Genomic DNA, 15259 nt, shown 5'->3' on the forward strand with positions numbered 1-15259 from the left:
CAGCGGAGATGACCCGAAAATATCAGCGACGCCGTGACCGATTCCGCGTCAACCTCACCAAGGCGTCCGGGCTCTGAAGAGCCCCTCCCCTGATTGAAGCTGCAACATAAAAAGATCGAGGGTTGGGTTTCAGCTTAGGACTTCAATTGAAATCGGGAAGTAAAAGCCACAGTCGCGCGGGCGACTGGTCCGATTAGGGTTTCCAGGGGCAGTTTGTCGAGCGTGTAAGCCATTGTTTTCATGATGGCTGATTCGCGTTAGTCAAGCTATCCGGCAGTTAACTTGACTTGCAGGGGATTTTCTCTGGCGTCCTTATCACTATCGATAATCACCTCTTATCGATAGTGATTGTTTTTGCGGCGCAAATCAGTCATTTTCGGCCCCAGGATGGCCGCCGGCGACGTCCCGCGCGGCCGCGAATGACGCAAAGCGCGGCTTTCTACCGCGCAAAAAGGGCCCACCGGCATGAGCGACCAAAAACCCGTCCGCCTGCCCGACCCCGCTTCCGTCGAAACCGTGCTCGCCTCTCTGGAGGCGCAGTCGGCCGACGCCGGGCTCGCCCCTGCCCTCGACAAAGCCTTTCCGGGCTTTGCCTTCACCGTCGTGACGATCGACGATCCCTACTGGCGCAACCCTCACGCCGTTGTCGCTGCCGACGGCACGCGCTGCGGCGATCATCGCGCCTGGGTCGAACGCGAGCTGGCCGAACTGGGCGGCGATCTCACCGCGTTCTGGAACCGGCATCGCGAGGGCGGGGAAAAATTCGCCGAATGGCGCGGCGCCAGCGCCTTCGCCTTCGCCCCGACCGGGCCGGGCGTCGCCGATTTTTTGCAGATCTCGCTCGGCCGCGAGATCGAAGTCCTGGCCGGCCCCGTAGTCGATCCCGACTACCGCCCCAACAGCATCGATCATCTCTTCGAGCCGACCTGGGTTTCTCGCGATTCCGCGGTTGAGGCGCAGCAGCTCGCAGGACCAGTCTACCGGCTGCGCGGCCGCGCCGGCGGCGGCATCGTTCACATGAGAAGTTTCTTGGCGCGCCGGGCGCGCATCGACAAGGAACAGCGCGAGGCAGGCCGTCCCGAGCTCGAAAACCGCATCATCCGAGAGGTCGGCCCCGACGGAACGCGCGACACCGCGTTTTTAGACGCCAATCCGGACTGGTTCGACTTTGTGCCGCGCGAGAACCGCTTTTTTGCCGACTGGGAGCGGTCGAGCGCCTGCGCCCACCGCATTTTTGATCATTGGGCCTTCGACATCCACGATCTTGAAGATCGTGGCCAAAAACGCGAGATCGGTTTTATCCCGCGGCCGCTCAAAATGCCCGCCGGGAAGCTGGCGTTGGAAGACAGTATTTCGGTGCACCGCCTGATGGAGCTGACCGAGGCGATCGACGCCGAGGTGGGCCTGCCCTTCGCCTGGTTCTTTTTTATGACGCACGGGCACTGGGTCGATCCGGACGTCGGCGATGCGATCGCTGAGGGCCTTCGCCAGGGTCGGGTGCGTTTGCCCGATCGAGACGCCGCCGTGCTGCTCGCCTGGGCCGACAAAAAATATCTGTTCTGAGCCGCCGTCATGGATCTTCGCCTGCCAAAGACCCGTAGCCGACCAAAAACTGCGCCGTGCGGAGGCGCTCGATGCGCTGGATTCGGTGCTGCCATTCGACCGGCGCGATTTGCTGGCCGAACTTTTGACCGACGACGATGTCGCCACACTGCGCCATCTCGCCAAAGAAGGCATCGGCGAGAATTCCCTGCGCGCCCTGGCCTCGGATCTCGGTTACCTCGAAGCCTGGTCGCTCGCCGCCACCGGTTTTTCGCTGCCCTGGCCGGCGCCGGAGGCGCTGCTGATAAAATTCGTCGCCCATCCCCTGTGGGATCCTGCAAAGCGCGATCTTTTGTCCACGCACGGCATGCCCGAAGAGGTGGCTGCAGCGCTCAGGACCCAAGGCCTGCTGCGCGTCGATGGACCGCACGCGCCGAACACCGTTCGCCGGCGCCTGTCGAGCTGGTCGACGCTGACCAAATGGCGCGGTCTTAGGGGAAAATTCAACGCACCGGGACTGCAGAGCGCGATCAAGTTGGCGGTGCGCGCCAGCGCCCGTCCGCGCGGCCGCAAGAGCAAAAAGGCGGTGACCGCCGATATTTTGGTCGCACTGCTCAAGGCATGCGCCGGAGAAAAGCTCGTCGACGTGCGCGACCGCGCCGTTCTCATCACCGCCTTTGCCTCCGGCGGCCGCCGCCGCAGCGAAATTGCTTCGCTCAGGTTCGAGCAGATCATCGAAGAAGACCCGGTGCCGGCCGATCCCAAAGCTCCCGACGGCGACAAACTGCCATGCCTCTCGATCCGGCTCGGCCGGACCAAGACGACACAGGCCGACAGCGACGCCTTCGTGCTGCTCGTCGGCCGGCCTGTTCTGGCCCTGAAGGGCTGGCTCGAGCGCGCCGGGATCAGCGAGGGCGCCGTGTTTCGCGGCATCGACCGCTGGGGCAATCTCCAAAAACGCGCGCTGACGCCGCAAGCGGTCAACCTGATCCTCAAGCGGCGCATCGCCGAGGCCGGGCTCGACCCGCAAGCCTTCTCCGCCCACGGCCTGCGCTCCGGCTATCTCACCGAAACCGCCCGCCGCGGCATTCCGCTGCCCGAAGCCATGCAGCAGTCGCAGCACCGCTCGGTGCAGCAGGCATCGAACTACTACAACGATGCCGAACGCACGCTCGGGCGGGCGGCGCGGATAATCATATAGATCCGGATGATGGTGCGGGTCGCTCGCGGCGCGCGCATGCCGTTTCGCGCGGAACGCGCCGTACAACAAGCTCCCGCCCTTAGGCTGCACGCATATGTCGAGACCAAAGGCAGTGCCCGGCACAAAGTGCCCAATAATCCCAAGGCAACTGACCGCGGGAAATCGAACCTCGGATCGCCACTCGGCAGATCGGTGATAAGCGCGTCGAGGCGCGGGATCGAATTGACCAGGACCGCCTTTGGAACTGTCCGGAAAAGCGGAGTTCCGCCAGTGCCGTTCGCGCCGCGATGCAGGTCCTTCAGCTTCATACCGACACCCTTGAGACCGTCCCCGTGCTCACCCCGCCATCCTCGCCGTGGCGCCGTTCGCCTTCAGCGCCGCCATCAGCATCGGTCCGACCGAAAACGCCCCTGCCCTGGCCTTGTCAGTCAGCACGCGCAGGTATCCGCCGGCGGAATTGATGTGCTGAGCGCGTTGCAAGATGCAGGCAATCACGATCGCGGCGGTTTCCTGGCCCATCGCATGGCAGGCCTCCTCATACGCCGACGGCGAGACGCCAAGGTAGCCCCGCACCTGAGCGGCGGTAATCATGAAATCGCGCCAATTGTCGATCCTATCGACGGCGTAGTCCGCAATTTCGGGGCAGGCCTTCAGCACAAGCCCCAGCGGATAGGTTTTCGGGGGCTCTGCGGTTCTCGTGCTGGGCTCGACCGTCGACCCGCTTTTCTCTAAAGCAGGTTCAAATTCAAAGATAGAGTCGGTGTTTGAATCAGATTGCTGCCGCTCGTTTTGAGAGTCATTGCCGCTCGGATTCGTGGATTTCATATGGATATCCAGCAGCTTATGCACTTCATCCTGTAGTGCTGCCAGATCTGCTGCGATCGGTTCGAGCTCGGCAATGCCGGCTCGGCGCGGAATAGCCTCCACCACTTGGCGGAAGCGCTTCCACAGGCCTCCCCAGTCGTCCGGCACATCTTCGTCAACGGCGGCCTCGATCAGTTTGTGGATGTCGCGACGGTGCAAGGTGATCCGCTCGCGCATAAGCCTGAGCGCCCTGTTGTCGGCGCGAACACGCTCGGCGGCCGCCTCGAACTCGTAAGCACGGACCAGCAGCGGCGCCAGGGAGAAGCCGAAGGCTTCCTCGATCTCCCCTCCTCTGCCCTTGCGGGCGTAACGCTTGCCGTTCGGGCTGTCCCGACGGATGATCAGCCCGCCATCAACAAGCGCCGCCAGGTGCCGCCTGAGTGTGGCATCGGGCATTCCGTGCGCCCTGAGCGACAGCTGTGCGTTTGATGGAAAGACGATGAGGTCGTTTTCCTCACTCAGCTCACTGTCAGGATAGAATGATAGCAACGCATTCAGGACGGCCAGAGCACGATCGCCGATGCCGACGATGCTCCTGCCCTCGCAGAGGTTGCGGTAGATCTGCCACTTGTCGACGACCCTGCCCTTGGGAATCTCACGTGACTCGTTTTGCGCTGCCAGCATGGCAAGCGACATCGGCCGCCGCCCAAAGGGCGTCGTTGCAATAGCCGTCTCCATTTCTTCCTTCGCCTTCAATTAGGCAAAAGAAATCTGCTCGCCAAAACGACGCCAAAGACTCTTGACAGTGATTCGCGAAAATGTGATTCTCAGCTTGCTTATGGTTGAGAAGGGCTTCCGCGACGGTGACGTTCGGGGGCCTTTTTCTTTTGCGGTTTAGTCTCCTGTTGCCTCTTTCTTCGATGTCCTGAATGCCTCGTAAAGGCTGTCCAGGTTCTCCGAAATGTATTCGCCGAACTCGGCCGCATCTTTCGCTTTCAGCGCCAGACTGAAGGCCTTTCCATTGTTTTTAATCGTCGCGGCGACTGATTTGTCGGCCGGTGCCCAGATTCTGTTGATCCGCGGACCGAGCCCTTTCCTGATCGCCTTGTTGGACTTTGCTCCGTTCAAAAAATCAAAGAGCAAGTTGAAACGCTCGTCAGAATCCGCGGCCGCGAACTCTTTGCTGGCCACATAGCTGTTGGCAATTGGCGTGTTCTTCGGGTTCTCGACGAGCTTCCGAAGATCCAACCACCGGTCGCGTCCAATCCCTTTGGCCGGCCCAATCGCATCAATGATGACCGCAGGGATAGCTTTCGGAATCGTCAGCATCTTAGAGAGCGTCTGGTAGTCGACCGACAGAGCAGATTGGATGGTTTCGCGGCTGAACCCAAGCCCGCCCAGCTGCTGGGCGAACATGACACGCTCAATGAACGTCAGGTTGGCGCGTGCGGAGTTTTCCTGCCCTTGTGCGACAACGTGGTCGATGTCTGCCAGCGTCTTCACCACTGCGCGGACAGGCCTGCCGAGTTGTTTGGCAACTCTCACCCGTCGGTGTCCGAAAACGGCCATGTAGCGCCCTTCGACGCTGGGATGGGGTCTTACAAGGATTGGGGTATCCTGTCCCCTCTCCCTGACGGCCTCCAGCAGTTCGTGGTATGCGTCGTCCTCATCAACGCTCATGCGATCAGGCACAAATGACCTGTCGACCAGGTCGGGATCAATTTCAATAACCGTTTCGCCTTCGGCGAGCTTGGAGGCTTGCCTGGCCAATTCATCGATCGATGATGAGATGGACCTCGCCGCTCCGAATTTGCGAAACCCGGAACCTGGCTCGCCATCTTCTGCCGTCTCGGGCGCGGATTCCCGCATCAAATTGTCGAAAATGTGCTTTCTTGCCATTTCAGCGTCCCAAAATTTGGGTCAATCATCTGATTTCATTGCATTAAAACCTGACTTAGACGGCCGTCTATTTCGCACGTCCCCAAGCCCCGTGGATTAGTTCTCTGATTTCCGCGTTAACCGCTTCCATCGACTCCATTGCGCGGTCGTACGTTGCCCTATTCATCCCGGATTTCTCGACCTCATAAAGCGTCTGCTTCGTCAGCCCAGCATCCGAAATAGCGGTCGATTTCAACATCGGCGTCTTGAGCATTTGCGACGCGAGCATTGACTGCATGAATCCGACCATTTGAGCTTGCGGGACGTCGGTCGGCTCGTATCGAGTGATCAAATATCTGAACCAATCTAAATCTACTTCGCCGCCCGCCTGGCGAATTGTCTTCAGGATGTCGCCGAGCATCAGAAGGAACTGCGACATCGACATCAGGTCGAGCATCTGCGGATGTACAGTGATCAGCACCGAACTCGCCGCCGACAGAGCAGTCAGTGTCAAATAGCCGAGCTGGGGCGGACAATCGATTACGACCACGTCATACCGGTCATCGACCTCCTGCAATGCTTTTTCGATGCGATTCCAAAACGTCTTGCCGGCGACGGAATTCTTATCCTGCATCGCCAGTGGAGTGTCATACTCATATTCCTGCAATTCGAGCGATGCAGGGACAAGTTCAAGGCCTGGAAAGTTTGTCGGCAAAATTACGTCGGTGATGGGCTTCCGCTCGTCGTCGTAGCGGATCGCTTCATAGATCGACGGATTCTTGTCGAGTTCGGGTTGGATGCCGTAGAGGGCCGACAGCGAAGCCTGGGGGTCAAGGTCGATGGCCAATACACGGTGCCCCGTTAGCGCCAGATGTTGCGCAAGGTGTGCGGCCGTCGTTGTCTTTCCGCTGCCCCCCTTGAAGTTAACAACAGCAACGACCTGCAGCTTCTCTCCCTTGCGGCGGTGAGGAACGTATTTCTTCACATCGGCTCGGCCGTGACGGTCGAGCCAATGACGCAGCTCCATGATCTGCTCGGCCGAATATGTCCGCCGACCCCCGGCGTGTATAGTGGGCTCGACACCTTTGCCTTCCAGGTGCAGCTTCTTGAGATTGCTAGTCGAAACCCCGAGGAAATACGCCGCTTCCCCGAGCGAGAATTGCCGCAAGGTCTTCCTTGCGTTCGGCGGGAATGTCTCGAAACGAAGCTGGTTCAGTTTCCTGGAAATCTCGCGGCCTTGTGCCAGAATGGTGTCGTCGAACAAAGGTTTCGACACGGGCGCTAAAACGTTCATGTTTTCCGGAACCTCAAGTGACGGCATTTCGGCGAAATTCTTTCGAATGCCGTCATTATGTCCGATTCGTTCGTGCCGACAAGAAATTTTAAGTTAACAAAAGGTTAACGCTAACTGTGCCAGAAAGCTGTGCGGAACTAATTGTGTGATTTTGAAACTCGGCACCCGTGCGTCCCGGGCAGTTTGGGAATGCGATCCTACGGTTTCCATGCAAGCGGGGACTGTTCCAGTTCTAGGCGCAAGGAAGATCGAAGGATTGTCGGCGATTCCGGCCGGCTTCGTGAGAGATACAATTCCGGCAGTCTGAATGGCTCAAAGACTGTTTTCACTAGTTTTTTTTGCCATTTAGACGGCGGTCTATTCGATGTGCCATTGCGGTCCGCCGCGCGAATGGCGACGGCGGACGGTCGTGCCCCGCCCCAGAGCGTGAACTCCCGCCAAGCCAAGCGTCGACCATCTCGAAAGCCGCCAGGGGACCCTGCCGGCGCGTGCGGGCCGTCGGGACACAACAGGCCTTGCGCCTTCAGGGCCGCTGCCACGTCTTCCGGCATGTCGTGCGTGGACAAACGATCGCGCTTGGCGGGATCCCACGGACGATGCGCGACGAACTTGATCAGCAGTGCGCTCCGGCGCCGAAGGCGCAGCAGCCGACCTATGACGGCCTGGCAACTACGCTTCGAGATAGCCGACGTCCGGCCCAAGCGCGTTTAACGATGTCTCGCCAATGTCTTCCTTTCCCAGATGGCGCCTAGTCAGAAACGCGCGGCGATCGAACGGTAGACCTAATCGAACGCGTCGAGTACCTCGGCGCGCCCGTCAGCTTTGCTTGGGATGCGAGCTTTGGCACATGAACTCATGGCAGCCACTCAGAACAGATACGGCTTGTCGGCCCAGGCTAGCAGAATGGCAGCATCTTGGTCGGGCAGCCGCACCCGTCTCGCGCATCGCGTGGCCGACATTCGGATCAACCCAGTGTCCGTGCGTCATCAGAAAGAACCAGGCGAAGGGCAAGCCGATTTCAGCGTCGATCGCCTCGATCCGTTCCATCAGCCGGTGCACGGAGACGCTCTCGTCGTCGAGCAGCGGCTCGATCGGGATTTTGAGCGGCTGCGGGATAAAGCCGGTTTCGCGTCGGCCGCGCTTCTCAAGGTCGTGGATGTCGAAGCCCAGTGGGCAAAGATGCGGTCGGTGGCCGCGCTGATCGCTCCCACTCGGCAAAAAGGCGGACATCGCGCGGCACGAAAATAAGCCCAGTCCGGACTGGCGTCTAAAACGCTCTGTCGCGCGTGCCGTCGGGGCCGACCTCACGGATGATGCGGTTTTCGAGCTCAGACCGCCTCGCCTCGCGTTGCTCGCGTCCAAGGCGTCCCTGCGCGCCAAAAAACTCCGCATATGGACGATGCCGCGCAGGCGGTAGACGGGTCCGGAAAGTACGGCGCGTCAACGACAGGCTCGCGCAGCACCCAGGTCGGCTCGAAGAGATGGTCGATGCTGTTGGGTCGGTAGTTGCGATCAAACTACGGGGCCGGCCAGGACCTCGAACTCGCGGCCGAGCGAGAGTTGCACGAAGTCGGCGACGCCCGGCCGGTCGGTGGAAAGGCGAAGGCGCTGGCGCCGCGCCATTCGGCGAACTTCTTCCTGTCCTCGCGATCCGGTTCCAGAAGGCGGTTAGATCGCCGTTGAGTTCGGCCAGCTGCCTCTCGACCCAGGCGATCGTCTCCGCAGCGCGTGCCGTCAGCAGCAATAACGCGTGAGGGTTCCACCAATAAGGATCATCGATCGTCACGACGGTGAAGGCAAAACTTGGAAAGGCCTTGTTGAGGGCAGGGGCGAGCTCGGCATCGGCCGACTACCCCTCCAGAGATGCGAGCTCGGCCTTGACGGTGGCGGGCATCGGGCAGGCGGATCGGCTCTATTGTCATTCCGGCGCTCCTCTCATCCAGGTGGTCCACTCAAGCAGGGGGAGCGAATCCATTAAATTAGGTCGACGAAGAGCAACAAGACCTGCGTTTCCAGGGCTGCTCAACGATCCAAAGGTCAGAATCTTCGCGGATCCGGGCGGCGAGACCAATCACTGTCGACAAGAGAGATTGTGATAAACGCTGTAGCCTTTAGTTTCCGATCTCTGTTGAGCGTAAGCTGAAATTCCAGCCCAACTTCGGTCCTGGCGGGGTGCGTTTACGGAAGTGGCGCGAAAATCCTGCCTTTGATATCAGCCCTGCCTTACTCTTTTGTCGGCGGCCACCGGCGAGCTGTATGCACCAAGGCCAGCACCCACAAGCTTTCGCCTTCGACTTCGTAAACCAGACGGTAGCTCTCATGTGGAATCAGCTCGCGCGTGCCGGGGATTTTTCCGGTGCGGCCGAGCTTGGGGAAATCCGCCAGCCTCGCCGCCGCGTCGCTGAAAAGCTGGTCCATCCGAGCGGCCGCTGACGGGCTGTCGGCCGCAATGTAGTCCCAAATGTCGGCTCGGTCGTGTTCGGCCTCTGGCGTCCAAACGACCCTCACGCCTAGCTTGCCGTCTTGGCACGCCGGGCAGCGAAGGCAGCCTCGATCTCGTCATTCGTCCGGCCTCGGCCGGCCCGCATAGAGGATCGCGCGACCTCGACCTTGCGGCGGAGGAACTCGTCATACTCGCGCTCTTCGCGCCGGCGCTCGATGTAGTCACGCATCAGCTCGCGAACCACCTGCGACGCCGGCCGATGGTCGGCTTCGGTTTCGGCCATGAAGGCGTCGCGCAACTCTGGTTCAAGCTTCATCGTGAAAACCGCCTCTTTCGGCATGCTCGGCCTCCTGCGGGCTAGATACTCATGAAGTATATACGTTGTCAGCATCAGCCGGCAAGGCGACAAAGTCGACCCCACGTGGGGAAGGGGCTTGTTCAGAGGACGCCTTGGTGAGGTTGGCCTGGAACCGATCGCGCCGCCTCCGATATTTTCGGGTCATCTCCGCCACGAGGATAGCGGAGCGGCTTCTGCCGTAGCGTTCCTCTCAAAGAGGCGGCAAGCCCGGCGCGCAGCTCTCGCGATGCCGCCGAGGCGGATTCGGCGCAGTCTGAAATCATGATGGCTGGATGGACTTGGGAGCGCGCGTACCGGCCGTCGTTTCCGTTGGCGCCGCCAGTCGTGCCGGCCAAGCGGTGGCTCATTCGTCGCCGGCGAGACCATCGAACGCCTCCATCAGCGCGTCGACGATCGCTTGGCCGAGCGCCTGTGCTGTCTCAGTGATCTGAGCTTCGTTTCCCTTGCGGGCCGCGGTGGCGAGTTCAGAACCCTGATCCGTCAGGATCGCGTTGGACCTATCGACCGCCCATTGCGCAAAATCGTTACGGCTGTCGATGATCCTGGTTTCCATCGATGCGCGCTCCTGCGTTTACGATTTGTTTGGCCAATTCGGGCTAGGGTCAGGGCGCGCGATGGGTATTGCGTTCGCGCCAATACACTCTTCGAGTGTTCGCAGCGTCAAGCTCGCTGGGCAAGCCGTTTCTCCTCGCGCAGCCCGCGATATCGGCCGATACGGGACCTATCCGACGTTGAGACTGATCATGCCGGGCTTTTGACGGAAAACCACTCCTTGTTCGATTCAAACGGGAAGGGGAGGGGGCTTTTTCCCGACCTCCTAGAGGCCACTCGCCTTGGTGAGATTGACCCGGAATCGGTCGCGGCGCCGCTGATACTTTCGGGTCATCTCGGCCGAGGCATGCCCGAGCTGCTTTTGCACGTAGCGTTCGTCGACCTCGGCCGAGGAGGCGAGGCCCGCGCGCAGCGAGTGCCCGGAAAATTTCATCTCCCGCTCGCCCTCCGGAAGATCGCCGCGCACGCCGGCGGCCAAGGGCCGTGCGCTTGACCAACCGGGCCACCTCCTGGTCGTGCAGCCGCTCCGAGCCAACAGCCTTGCCTTGGCCGGCGACGCGGCGGAACAGCGGTCCGTGCGCGATGCGAGCGAGCTTCAGCCAGGTCTGCAGGGCGGCGACGGGGCAGGTGGCGTCGGACGAACCGCGGCCGATCTCGACCTCCCGCCAGCCGGTCTTGCCGCGCAGCGTCACCAATATGCCTTCGTCGAGAACCTCGACCCAGCCGCGGCCGTCTTCGGTCTGGTCGCGGCCGCAATCGAGACCGACGATTTCGGAGCGGCGCAGCCCGCCGGCAAAGCCGAGCAGCAGCATGGCGCGGTCGCGCAGCCCGCGCAGGGTGCCGCGGTCGAGCGTTTCCAGCATGGCAATCAGATTCTCCGGCAGGATCGCCTCCTTTTGCCGGGGCGGCGCGGCGTGCGTATTGCGTATGCCGGCCATGACAGTCACGATGTGACGGTCCTTGCGGTCGAGCGGCTGCCCGCGCTGAGTGAAATTCCAGCTCAGCGACGACAGCCGCCGCTCGACGGTCGATACCGAGTTGGGCTGCTTGTCTCCAGAGACAGACCCGGACGCGCAAGCCGTGATATAGAGGCCGACCACTCGCGGATCGGGCGAGAACGCATCGACACCCTGTCGTCGTGCCCAGGCGCAAAAATGCTTCCAATCGGCGGCATAGGCGCGGCGGGTGTTGGCGGAGCTTGCCGCTTCGACATAGTCCCGCGCTCGATCGGCAAGCTTCTCGAGATGCGCCGGCAGGCGCGGACCATCATCCGCCTGAGCTGCGGCCGCCGGCAGGGCAGGGGAGGGGGGTTCCGTGTCCTCGTCCATCGCATCAAGTCCCATGGCACGGATGATCTCGATGACGTCCGGTAGATCGTCGTCCTGGCCGGCGCCTTTGGACCTGTCGGCGGCCGTCATGATCAAAGCCTCCCGCCGAGACGAAGCGCGGCCTCGAAAGATGCCAACGGCAGGAAGAGCGACAAAGGCCGATCCTCCAGACCGAGCGCGCCGTACGATCGATACCATGCCGCCACACGCTCATTCTTGGCATCGATGAACATCAGGGTGCCGCCAACCTCGGCCGCGGCCCGAATGCAGCGCAACGCCGCCGCAACCAGCAACTGGCCGCCCAGTCCCTCACCATGGGCCGACCGCGCCACGGCGAGGCGCGCCAACCGGAAGCCACCGATCTCATAGCGGCCCAGGCCTTTGCGGAGTTTCTCCGGCACGCGCTCGAACTCCGCCGCGGCGGGGCTCAGCGTGTAGAAACCGAGAACCGTTGCGTCGTGCTTTGCCACGGCCAGAAATGTCTTCGAAGCGCCCCGCTCATGGTTGCGGCGCGCATGCATGCGAAGAAATTCATTGAGGGCGGCATCGCCGCAGTCGAAACTGTCGCGGTCGTGCCGGGCGACGGGCTCCTCGCCCCACGCCGGCAGGCTCATAGATCAGCGGGCAGCGTCCGCGCCGCCGCGATCAGCTTCTCGTTGGGGGCAGGCGGGTTCTCCAGCGCCTCCAGAACGCGCAGTCCGTCGCGTTCGGACAGAACGATCCGGTCGTTGCGCTCGATGATCTCGCGCGAGGCGTCGAGGACGGTGCGCAGGACAAAATCCGTTATCCCGGCGGCGCCCGCCAGCTGGGTGGCGCGCAGGATCACCGCCTTGTCGGCGGGCTTGATGCGAAACGACATGCGCTGGCTGTCACTGACGGCGGAGCGGGGCATGGGGGCGAATCCTTCGCTTTTCGGAGGCTTTGACTGTATGATTTCGGGGGCTCGGCGTCAAGATGTACAGTTTCATGCCGTACATCCCCATAACGAATGATAAGGCAAGATTATCATTCGTCGTGCTGGTCCGACAGGCTGTGCGTTTGGGCGCGAAAATCATGGCGCAAAGCGCACCGCCACCTTACCCTCGAAAGCCATGATTCGCCTCGATCCCGCGACCGCCAGCGCCGCGCCCCCCCCCCCCCCGCCCCCCCGGGCGCCCCCCCCCCCCCCCCCCCGCCCCCGCCCCCCCCCCCCCCCCCCCCCCCCCCCCCCGGCCCGCCCCCCCCCGGTGCGGGCGGGGGGCGGGCCCCCCGGCCCGCCAGGGCCGGGGCCCCGACGCCGCCTTCCAGGCCGGCGCCGCCCTGGCCGCCCTCGACACGCTCGCCCGCGCGCAAGCCAGCTGGGCCGGGGCCTGGCACCAGCGGCTGGCGCTCAACTGCGCCGCCGCCAGCATGCGGCTCGCCGGCCGCGCCGAGGACGCGGCCGCCCTGCGCGACGCCTGGCACCTGCGCCCGCCCGGCGCCGATCCCGGCCCCCGCCGGCGCTATTTTGGGCGGCTGGCGGCAGTTGGCAGCGCAGCCACCCGTTGCCAGCGCCGATCGGCTCGAAAAGATCGTCGACCAGCTGGGGCTCCATTGGGACGGCGCGGCTTTAGCTGACCTCTCCACGGAGGTAGAAGAAGTTGCGGGGTCGCAGCGGCCGGCGCCGTTTGCCGCCGCGGCGATCGCCGCCCGCGTCGTGGCGATGCGGCCCGACTCCGAGCTTTTGGCCTGGTGGCTCGCCGACCTGGTGCTGGCGCAAAGCCTGCGCTGGCCGCACCCCCTGCCGCTGCTGATGACTCAGGCCTTTGGTCCGGCTTTTCGCGCCGACGGCAAGCGGTTCCGACCAGGGGGAGAAGGATTTGAGCGCGCGGTCTGCGGCGCGCTGGTTCACGCGGCGGCCGATGCCTGCCGGCTGGCCGCCGATGTGTCGCGTCGTGCCGAAAGGCTCATCGCCATTGCACCAAAATTGCGCGCCAAGGGCGCCGGCGACGCAATCTTTCTGCTGCTCAGTGAAGACGCCGTCTCCGGCTCGCTGACGACCAAAACCCTGTCGCGGTTTGCGGCGCGCCGCCTGTTCGAGCGGCTGCAACAGCTCGAGGCCGTGCGCGAGCTCTCCGGCCGCACCACCTTTCGTCTGTTCGGGCTCTAGCGATGGCCGAAGCCTCCGCCCGCCGCAAGCCAAACGATCAGCCGGCGCTGCTCGACACCGAGCTCGACCACCTGCCGCCGGAGCTGCGCTGGCGCGAGTGGATGGGCCGCGTCGAAGCGGTGATCTTTGCGGCAAATGAACCCGTGCCGCGCGAGGTGCTGGCGCGCGTCGTCGGCAAGAACTGCAATCTGGAGCTGGTCATCGACGACATCCGCGCCGAACTTGCCGGCCGCCCTTACGAGCTGGTCATGGTCGCTGGCGGCTGGCAGCACCGGACCAAAAAAGTCTTTGGCGACGCCATCCGCGCCGCCTTCGGCACGGCGGCGGGCGAGGGGGCAAAGAACTGTCGCAGGCGGAGGCGCTGGTCTTGATGTGCATTGCCTATTTCCAGCCGATCACCCGGGGTGAGCTGTCGAGCTTCTTCGGCAAGGAGGTATCTCGCGACCTGATCGGTGTGCTGCGCGCTGAGCAGCTGATCGCCTCGGGGCCGCGCAGCCCGCAGCCGGGCGCGCCCTACACCTATGTGACGACCAAAAATTTCCTGTCGCAGTTCGGGCTCGACACGCTGCGCCAGCTGCCGGATTTCGAGGCGCTCGAGGATGACGGGCTGCTGTCGAAGGAGAAGCTGCTGGCCGGCGATATTCCGGTCGGGCTGGCGAGTGGGGAGGGCGACGGCGAAGAGGACGAGCCAACGACTGGCGTCGTTGTGGCGCTCTGAACTTATCTAAAAGGGTTGCTTACGACAGCTTGCAACTCAGGGCCACGATGACTGATCCTGCGGCAGCAGCTGATCGGGATGATGGACCGCGACATGATCGCCGTCGACAAGATTGGCCGGAAACATCATAAGAGCGGCCGTTCCAGCCCCGCCGGATCTCGTCATGCCTTGGAGCCTACCCAGCACCGCCGAAGAGTGGAGCGAAACGCACAATTTCGCATTGCGCGGCACAATGGTGGTCATCGTCGACGTCCTCGACCGATACCTCAGGATATTGAGCCGCGTCGACGGGCTTACCGCACCGGCTCTGGATGAACCGCCTGAACGGCCGCAAGGCAACCGGCGAGGACCACCGCCCAACCTGGCCCGAACGTATAGCATCCTTGTGCTCCCACTACAGCGGCGTCGTTCATCCTTCCTACGTACTCGCGGTCGCCCTGCTGGTGGCCATGGCGCAACCGTTTCGTGCACCAGGAGCACCGAGCCAATCGCTCGCGCTCTGAACGACAGCAACTGCTCCAGCATGTCGCGTTTATCAAAAAGGAGTTTGGTGGCGTCGCGATCAAGGACATCGTCGCGAGATTTGACGCAGATGTGCCGCCGACGCTGGTTGATCTCTCCACCCTGATTGCCGCAACACACCGACTGGTCCGCGACATCGACGCCCACCTCCTGCACCTCCAAACGGGCAAGGACTATGCCGTCGCGTTGACGCGCTATTTGCTGTGGGCCTCAACGGACCCGGTCACAATGCTCGAGACCGTGTTCTTCAACGGTGGCATGCAGGCAGCCGGGCGGGTTCATGCCCTCTTTCTCGAAAACGGTGCCAATCACAGCCCGAACCGGACCGCAAGTGCGCCCTTCCTGACGCGCAAGGAGCTTGATGCTGTGCTCGGGTTGAGCCGAAACAATGCAGCAGCCCTATTTGGGATACAGCGCCCTAGTCTAGAACGGGACCCGGATAATGACAGCGCCTGAAGGGAGTAGGTTAGGGGGGCGGCATTCTCAGCGGT

General features: G+C 62.6%; 15 protein-coding genes and 2 pseudogenes. 7 read left to right on the forward strand and 10 right to left on the reverse strand.

Annotated features, from left to right (window positions below):
* Nucleotides 1-465: 465 nt before the first annotated feature.
* A complete protein-coding gene (locus AC0L3D_RS27545; RefSeq protein ID WP_473646401.1) occupies nt 466-1563 on the forward strand; it encodes a hypothetical protein in 1098 nt (365 codons plus the stop codon).
* A 13-nt stretch (nt 1564-1576) separates the two neighbouring features.
* Entirely contained in the window at nt 1577-2743 is a 1167-nt protein-coding gene (locus AC0L3D_RS27550) for a site-specific integrase (protein WP_473646464.1), read from the forward strand.
* A 336-nt stretch (nt 2744-3079) separates the two neighbouring features.
* Here AC0L3D_RS27550 and repC read toward each other — a convergent pair whose 3' ends face one another.
* The 3 genes from repC to repA all read right to left on the reverse strand — a co-directional run bounded on the left by repC (nt 3080) and on the right by repA (nt 6719).
* A complete protein-coding gene (gene repC, locus AC0L3D_RS27555; protein WP_473646402.1) occupies nt 3080-4285 on the reverse strand; it encodes a plasmid replication protein RepC in 1206 nt (401 codons plus the stop codon).
* 156 nt (nt 4286-4441) lie between these two features.
* Nucleotides 4442-5446, reverse strand: a complete 1005-nt coding sequence (repB, locus tag AC0L3D_RS27560; protein WP_473646404.1) for a plasmid partitioning protein RepB — start codon at nt 5444-5446, stop codon at nt 4442-4444.
* Between the two features lie 67 nt (nt 5447-5513).
* Nucleotides 5514-6719 carry a plasmid partitioning protein RepA gene (gene repA / locus AC0L3D_RS27565; RefSeq protein ID WP_473646465.1) on the reverse strand — a complete coding sequence of 402 codons (1206 nt, stop codon included), beginning with the start codon at nt 6717-6719 and terminating at the stop codon, nt 5514-5516.
* Between the two features lie 903 nt (nt 6720-7622).
* On the opposite strand from repA, the gene AC0L3D_RS27570 reads away from it, so the two are divergent.
* A complete protein-coding gene (locus AC0L3D_RS27570; protein WP_473646406.1) occupies nt 7623-7967 on the forward strand; it encodes a hypothetical protein in 345 nt (114 codons plus the stop codon).
* 975 nt (nt 7968-8942) lie between these two features.
* Here the strand turns inward: AC0L3D_RS27570 and AC0L3D_RS27575 are convergent.
* From AC0L3D_RS27575 to AC0L3D_RS27600, 6 genes and pseudogenes are all read right to left on the reverse strand, one after another.
* Complete coding sequence (locus tag AC0L3D_RS27575) at nt 8943-9227, reverse strand: type II toxin-antitoxin system RelE/ParE family toxin (protein ID WP_473646408.1); 285 nt, start codon at nt 9225-9227, stop codon at nt 8943-8945.
* Nucleotides 9228-9229: 2 nt separating this feature from the next.
* Nucleotides 9230-9502 (reverse strand): hypothetical protein, encoded by a 273-nt coding sequence (locus AC0L3D_RS27580; protein WP_473646410.1) that lies wholly within the window; start codon nt 9500-9502, stop codon nt 9230-9232.
* Nucleotides 9503-9863: 361 nt separating this feature from the next.
* Complete coding sequence (locus AC0L3D_RS27585) at nt 9864-10073, reverse strand: hypothetical protein (protein ID WP_473646412.1); 210 nt, start codon at nt 10071-10073, stop codon at nt 9864-9866.
* 264 nt (nt 10074-10337) lie between these two features.
* Nucleotides 10338-11400: pseudogene (locus tag AC0L3D_RS27590) on the reverse strand (site-specific integrase).
* Between the two features lie 92 nt (nt 11401-11492).
* Nucleotides 11493-12014, reverse strand: coding sequence for a GNAT family N-acetyltransferase (locus tag AC0L3D_RS27595; protein ID WP_473646414.1), 522 nt, complete (start codon nt 12012-12014; stop codon nt 11493-11495).
* Nucleotides 12011-12292, reverse strand: a complete 282-nt coding sequence (locus AC0L3D_RS27600; protein ID WP_473646417.1) for a type II toxin-antitoxin system TacA family antitoxin — start codon at nt 12290-12292, stop codon at nt 12011-12013. Before AC0L3D_RS27600 ends, AC0L3D_RS27595 begins: the two co-directional genes overlap by 4 nt.
* A 407-nt stretch (nt 12293-12699) precedes the next feature.
* On the opposite strand from AC0L3D_RS27600, the gene AC0L3D_RS27605 reads away from it, so the two are divergent.
* The 3 genes and pseudogenes from AC0L3D_RS27605 to scpB all read left to right on the forward strand — a co-directional run bounded on the left by AC0L3D_RS27605 (nt 12700) and on the right by scpB (nt 14246).
* Nucleotides 12700-12996 carry a DUF1403 family protein gene (locus AC0L3D_RS27605; RefSeq protein WP_473646467.1) on the forward strand — a complete coding sequence of 99 codons (297 nt, stop codon included), beginning with the start codon at nt 12700-12702 and terminating at the stop codon, nt 12994-12996.
* A complete protein-coding gene (locus AC0L3D_RS27610; protein ID WP_473646419.1) occupies nt 12887-13528 on the forward strand; it encodes a DUF1403 family protein in 642 nt (213 codons plus the stop codon). The genes AC0L3D_RS27605 and AC0L3D_RS27610 overlap by 110 nt, the downstream gene beginning before the upstream one ends.
* 2 nt (nt 13529-13530) lie before the next feature.
* Nucleotides 13531-14246 (forward strand): annotated as a pseudogene (gene scpB, locus AC0L3D_RS27615) (SMC-Scp complex subunit ScpB).
* Between the two features lie 36 nt (nt 14247-14282).
* Here scpB and AC0L3D_RS27620 read toward each other — a convergent pair.
* Nucleotides 14283-14489 carry a hypothetical protein gene (locus tag AC0L3D_RS27620; protein WP_473646420.1) on the reverse strand — a complete coding sequence of 69 codons (207 nt, stop codon included), beginning with the start codon at nt 14487-14489 and terminating at the stop codon, nt 14283-14285.
* Nucleotides 14490-14711: 222 nt separating this feature from the next.
* Here AC0L3D_RS27620 and AC0L3D_RS27625 point away from each other — a divergent pair, with 222 nt between their 5' ends.
* The gene (locus AC0L3D_RS27625) at nt 14712-15224 is read left to right on the forward strand and encodes a hypothetical protein (protein WP_473646422.1); all 513 of its coding nucleotides are present in this window, start codon (nt 14712-14714) and stop codon (nt 15222-15224) included.
* Nucleotides 15225-15259 lie beyond the last annotated feature (35 nt).

It is taken from the genome of Mesorhizobium sp. WSM4837 (assembly GCF_055811435.1).

What these genes read in the sequence shown, in the direction of transcription:
- AC0L3D_RS27545 (WP_473646401.1), top strand. Translation starts at nt 466, where the DNA reads ATGAGCGACCAAAAACCCGTCCGCCTGCCCGACCCCGCTTCCGTCGAA.
- repC (WP_473646402.1), bottom strand. Translation starts at nt 4,285, where the DNA reads ATGGAGACGGCTATTGCAACGACGCCCTTTGGGCGGCGGCCGATGTCG.
- repB (WP_473646404.1), bottom strand. Translation starts at nt 5,446, where the DNA reads ATGGCAAGAAAGCACATTTTCGACAATTTGATGCGGGAATCCGCGCCC.
- repA (WP_473646465.1), bottom strand. Translation starts at nt 6,719, where the DNA reads ATGAACGTTTTAGCGCCCGTGTCGAAACCTTTGTTCGACGACACCATT.
- AC0L3D_RS27570 (WP_473646406.1), top strand. Translation starts at nt 7,623, where the DNA reads ATGGCAGCATCTTGGTCGGGCAGCCGCACCCGTCTCGCGCATCGCGTG.
- AC0L3D_RS27580 (WP_473646410.1), bottom strand. Translation starts at nt 9,502, where the DNA reads ATGCCGAAAGAGGCGGTTTTCACGATGAAGCTTGAACCAGAGTTGCGC.
- AC0L3D_RS27585 (WP_473646412.1), bottom strand. Translation starts at nt 10,073, where the DNA reads ATGGAAACCAGGATCATCGACAGCCGTAACGATTTTGCGCAATGGGCG.
- AC0L3D_RS27595 (WP_473646414.1), bottom strand. Translation starts at nt 12,014, where the DNA reads ATGAGCCTGCCGGCGTGGGGCGAGGAGCCCGTCGCCCGGCACGACCGC.
- AC0L3D_RS27600 (WP_473646417.1), bottom strand. Translation starts at nt 12,292, where the DNA reads ATGCCCCGCTCCGCCGTCAGTGACAGCCAGCGCATGTCGTTTCGCATC.
- AC0L3D_RS27620 (WP_473646420.1), bottom strand. Translation starts at nt 14,489, where the DNA reads ATGACCACCATTGTGCCGCGCAATGCGAAATTGTGCGTTTCGCTCCAC.